Genomic DNA, 5,135 nt, shown 5'->3' on the forward strand with positions numbered 1-5,135 from the left:
CCACTGCCCCTTCGATTCACCGACCATGTCAGTCCTGGTGAATTTCTCGGCGCCGTCGGGAAAATGGCCGCAGAAGATCACCGCGTTGGCCCAAAGGTTGCGGATCACGTTGGCGACCGCATTGGCCTTCAACGTCGACTTGTAGCTCGCGCCGGGTGACAGCGACGTCAGTGCCGGGAACGCGACGTAATCCTTGAAAACCTGGCGACCGGCCTTGACCATGAACTCGTCGACCCGCTCGCGGGCGTCGTCGTTGTCGATCCGCTTCTTGACGATCTTGCCGATCTCCACGTGCTGGAGGCCGACGCCCCATTCGAATCCGAGCGCCAGCAGCGCGTTGTAGACCAAGTTGAACAGGTTGAAGCGCTTCCAGGGATGGTCGCGGGTGACGCGCAGCAGGCCGTAGCCGACGTCGTCGTCCATGCCGAGGATGTTGGTGTACTTGTGGTGCACGAAGTTGTGGGTGTAGCGCCAGTGCTTGGACGATCCGCTCATGTCCCACTCCCACGACGAGGAGTGAATCTCGGGATCGTTCATCCAGTCCCACTGGCCGTGCATGACGTTGTGGCCGATTTCCATGTTCTCGACGATCTTGGCCACGCCAAGGGTCGCGGTGCCCGCCCACCAGGCCGACCGGCGCGAGCTGAAGGCCAGCAATAGCCGACCCGCGACCTCCAGTGCACGCTGCGCGGCGATGGTGCGGTGAATGTAGCGCGCATCGCGCGCACCGCGGGAGTCTTCGATGTCCCGGCGGATGGCATCCAACTCGATGCCCAGGTTGTCGATGTCGGCGTCCGTCAGATGTGTGAAGACATCGAGGTCGGTGATCGCCATCGCGTTATTGCCTTCCAGCAGACTGCAATTCTTGACCTACGCTATCGTAACCTACGAAACCGTAGGTTACCACGGGGTAACTTTTAAACGTCGAGCGTGCAATCGCCTGACGCAGCGGAAATGCAAGTTTGTACGCGGGTCCCCGGCTCATGCTCCGCGCCGTTTCGGAGGTCGCGCACATGGCCTTCCACCAAGGTAACCACGCACGACTGGCAGATACCCATCCGGCAGCCGAACGGCATCTGCACGCCCTGTTGCTCACCGGCATCCATCAGCGACGTCGCCGCGTCGGCTGAGGTACTTTTCCCGCTCTTGGCGAACGTGACGGTCCCGCCCTCTCCGGCGGGCGCCGCACGCGACACAGCGAAGCGCTCGAGGTGCAGGCAGTCGGTGATGCCGGCCGCCGACCACGCTTGCTCGGCCGCGTCGAGCATGGCTTCGGGCCCACACGCCCAGGTCTGCCGGTCGCGCCAATCCGGCACCTCGGTGTCGAGTTGGGCGAGATCCAGCCGCCCCTGATCGCGCGTCGCGCGCAACCGCAGCCGGTATCCCGGCTGGTCGCGGACCAGCCGCTCGAGTTCCGCACCGAACATCACGTCGGCGGCGGTGGGCGCGGAATGCAGATGGATCACGTCGGTGATCTGATCGCGTCGGACCAGCGTGCGCAGCATCGACATCACCGGCGTGATGCCCGAGCCGGCGGTGACGAACAACACTGCCGGCGGCGCCGGATCGGGCAGCACGAAATTGCCCTGTGGCGCAGCCAGCCGCACGATCGTCCCTGGCTGCACCCCATCCACCAGATGAGCGGACAGGAATCCCTCCGGCATGGCTTTGACGGTGATGGTCACCGTGCGCGCACTCCGGTGCGGACTGGACGTCAACGAGTACGAGCGCCACCGCCACCGGCCGTCCATCAGCAGCCCGATACCGATGTACTGGCCTGGCTGGTAATCGAGGCTGAAGCCCCAGCCCGGCTTGATGATCAGCGTCGCTGAGTCGTGCGTCTCACGCCTCACCTCGAGAACGCGGCCCCGCAGTTCCCGCGCCGACCACAGCGGGTTGGCGAGGCGCAGATAGTCATCGGGCAACAGAGGCGTGGTGATGCGTCGAGCAAGGGTGCGCAACGCATGCCAGCCGGGGTGGGTCTCCACGCCGGCCAGCGTAATGGGCCTGGTCTCGATGACGTCGGCAGCGGGTCGCGATATTTTTCTGTCCATTGAGGAAACTCCTCGCTCTCGCTCGGACAGACCTACGGTACCGTAACTTACGGCACCGTAGCCACCGTTAGAGCAGCTCGAGAAGGAACGGCAGCTCCTGCACCGCGTACCAAGCCAGGTCGTGATCCTGCGCATCACCAACGGTCAGCTCGGCGTCCTCATCGCCGAGATCGGCCTCATCGATAACCTCGATCGCCGCCTTGACTTGGACTTCTGCCGCGGCGTTGTCGACGAACACGGCTACGACATCGTCAGTGGTCACCGGCGCACCGATCCGCACGACGGCGTCGTCGAGATCGGGGCGGAATGTGACATCGCCGACATCGGCCACCAGCACCGCGCGTCGCGGCGGCAACTCGGCCCCCGATTGGCCGGAATCCTCCGCGGCGCCGGCCAGCAGTCGCAGCGAGGCCAGCGCGGCCTCACGCAGCGCCACTTCGCCCAGTTCGTCCTCGTCGCCCTCGGCGTAGGCCTCCCGCAGCTTGGGGGTCACCGCGAACGCGGTTCCGTTGACCGGCCGTAGCGAGCCGTCGGCGACAAGCTGTTGGAGCATCGGCAGTGTCACCGGGATGTAGATCCGCATCAGGCAACGCCCACCCGTGTCATTCGGTCGATCAATTGGCCGGCTCCTTCTTTGGCCACTTCACGGCCCGCATTGTCGCCGCGGGCGAACCCATCAGCGTCGCCACGTGATCGTCGACGTAGGTGGACAACTCCCGCGGTGGCCGCTGGTAGTTGCCACTCTTGATCGGATGATCGGGCAGTTTGACTTTGGGTCTCTTGACATCGCGATACTCGATCGTGGACAACAGGTGCGCAATCATATTGAGCCGCGCGTGCTTCTTGATATCCGATTCCACCAGATACCAAGGGCTGTAAGGCATATCGGTGCGGGCCATCATCTCGTCGCGGGCGCGTGAATAGTCCTCCCATTTGTACAACGACTCCAGATCCATCGGGCTCAATTTCCACTGCCGCACCGGGTCGCTGCGGCGCGCTTTGAATCGGCGCAACTGCTCTTCTTCGGAGACCGAAAACCAGTACTTCCGCAACAGAATCCCGTCGTCGATCAGCATCTGCTCGAAGATCGGTGTCTGCTGCAAAAACAGCTCACGCTCTTGCGGCGTGCAGAATCCCATGACTGTCTCCACGCCGGCCCGGTTGTACCAAGACCGGTCGAACAGCACGATCTCGCCTTTGGTGGGCAACTGCGCGACATAGCGCTGGTAGTACCACTGCCCACGTTCCCGATCGGTCGGAGCGGGCAGCGCGGCGATTCGGGCGACGCGCGGATTGAGATATTCGGTGATCCTTTTGATGGTGCCGCCCTTGCCCGCGCCGTCACGACCCTCGAAGATCACCACGACGCGGGTACTGGAAGCTCGCACCCATTCCTGGAGTTTCACCAATTCCGTTTGCAGCCGGAATAATTCGGCCTCGTAGACCTTGTTGGGGATCTCGGCCTTCGTCTTCTTCGCCTTGGTCACCATCGAATGGTAGGTCTACTGCGCGGCTTCCAGCAGTTCATCGAGCGATTCGGCCAGTAACGCCGGCAGCATGTCGACGTCGCTCATCGCGTCCCGATCGGCGTTGATGCCGAAATACAACATGCCGTTGTAAGACGTCACGCCGATGGCCAGCACCTGGTTGTTCAACAGCGGCGGTACGGCATAGGTCTCCAACAACTTCGCACCGGCGACATACATTTGCGATTGGGCGCCCGGCGCATTGGTGATCAACAGATTGAACAAGCGCGGTGACAAGCCGGTAGCAACTCGAATTCCCATGGCGTGCAGGGTCGGCGGCGCAAAACCCGACAGCGTAACGATGGTGCGGGCGTCGACCAGGCTGGCCGCCGTCGGATTCGATTCGGTGTCGTGGGCGATCTGCGACAGCCGCACCACCGCGTTACCCTCCCCGACCGGCAGGTCGACCAGAAACGGCGCTACCTGGCTGATCGCCTGTCCCCGGCTCGACGAGTCGAATGTTTCGTCGACATAGACCGGCAACGGCGCCATCGCTCGCACTGTCGCGGCCGGCGCGGCCGACTCGCCGCGAGACAACAGCCAGTTGCGCAGCGCACCGGTGATCACCGCCAGCACCACATCGTTGACGTCGCAGTTGTAACGCGACCGGATGGCCCGGTAGTCGTCAAGCTGGCCGCGCGCGACCGTCAGCCGTCGGTTGCGCGACACCGTGGCGTTGAGCGGGCTGCGGGGGGCGTTGCCGCGCGCCAACGTCCGGGCGACGTCGTACATCCGCCGGCCGGCGTCGGCAAGCTGTCCGGAGTTGGTCAATAGATCGGTGACCCCGCTGCGGACGGCGTTCAGCTGCGCCTGCGGGCGGGTGGCCCAGTCACCGATCGCGCGCAGTACCAGCTCTACGTTGCCCGGCTCGCGGGCCGGCACCCAGATGTCTTCGGCGAACGGCGGCGGACGCCGACTCCGATCGGCGATGACGTGGCTGATCTCGACCGCGCCCATGCCGTTGATCAATGCCTGGTGCGACTTGGTGTACAGGGCCAAGCGATTGTTGGCCAAGCCCTCCACCAGGTACATCTCCCAGAGTGGCCGCGTCTTGTCCAGCGGGCGGGCGGCCAGCCGACCGATCAGCTCGTGGAGCTGCTCGTCGCTGCCCGGCGACGGGAGCGCAGAGCGCCGGACGTGGTAGGTGATGTCGAAATCGCGGTCGTCGACCCAGACCGGCCGGGCCAGCCGCATCGTCACTTCGCGGACCTTCTGCCGGTAACGGGGCACCTTCGGCAGCTGTCGCTCGATGGTGGCCAGCAACGTCTCGTAGCTCAACCCGGCCCGCGGCTGACGCAGAATCGACAGCGAGCCCACGTACAGCGGCGTCGCCGAATTCTCCAGCTGGTAGAAGGAGGCGTCCGAAGCGGACAACCGGGTCACGTCGCCTCTCCCCTTCACGTCCCTTGCCGATTGGTTCACCGACCAATATGCCGCACACGCTAACCGTCTGTCCGCGCCCGGCACAGGCGAGCACGCAAAAGCGGCGACTGTGCGATCATCGTCACACTGTCTGCCCCTCTCCAGCAGGCCAGCGTCTGTGGCCCTTCAAATG

5 protein-coding genes are annotated in these 5,135 nt (G+C 64.2%); all 5 read right to left on the minus strand.

Annotated features, from left to right (window positions below; genetic code table 11):
* On the minus strand, window positions 1-834 hold an 834-nt coding region (locus WAN02_RS27310; RefSeq protein WP_422268280.1), incomplete at its 3' end, for a fatty acid desaturase family protein.
* A gap of 83 nt (window positions 835-917) precedes the next feature.
* Window positions 918-2,054 (minus strand): ferredoxin reductase, encoded by a 1,137-nt coding sequence (locus tag WAN02_RS27315; protein WP_422268282.1) that lies wholly within the window; start codon window positions 2,052-2,054, stop codon window positions 918-920.
* A gap of 67 nt (window positions 2,055-2,121) precedes the next feature.
* Window positions 2,122-2,640: a DUF6912 family protein gene (locus tag WAN02_RS27320; RefSeq protein ID WP_422268288.1), complete on the minus strand. Its 519-nt coding sequence runs from the start codon at window positions 2,638-2,640 to the stop codon at window positions 2,122-2,124.
* Window positions 2,641-2,668: 28 nt separating this feature from the next.
* On the minus strand, window positions 2,669-3,544 hold the full coding sequence (gene ppk2, locus WAN02_RS27325) for a polyphosphate kinase 2 (protein WP_422268284.1): 876 nt from the start codon (window positions 3,542-3,544) through the stop codon (window positions 2,669-2,671).
* Window positions 3,545-3,556: 12 nt separating this feature from the next.
* Window positions 3,557-4,963, minus strand: a complete 1,407-nt coding sequence (locus WAN02_RS27330) for a WS/DGAT/MGAT family O-acyltransferase (protein WP_422268286.1) — start codon at window positions 4,961-4,963, stop codon at window positions 3,557-3,559.
* Window positions 4,964-5,135: the final 172 nt, after the last annotated feature.

Origin of the sequence: Mycobacterium sp. (assembly GCF_049281135.1) — a bacterium.
GTDB lineage: Bacteria > Actinomycetota > Actinomycetes > Mycobacteriales > Mycobacteriaceae > Mycobacterium.

Excerpts from the sequence above, each read along its gene's own strand:
- WAN02_RS27315 (WP_422268282.1), bottom strand. The coding sequence starts at position 2,054 with ATGGACAGAAAAATATCGCGACCCGCTGCCGACGTCATCGAGACCAGG.
- ppk2 (WP_422268284.1), bottom strand. The coding sequence starts at position 3,544 with ATGGTGACCAAGGCGAAGAAGACGAAGGCCGAGATCCCCAACAAGGTC.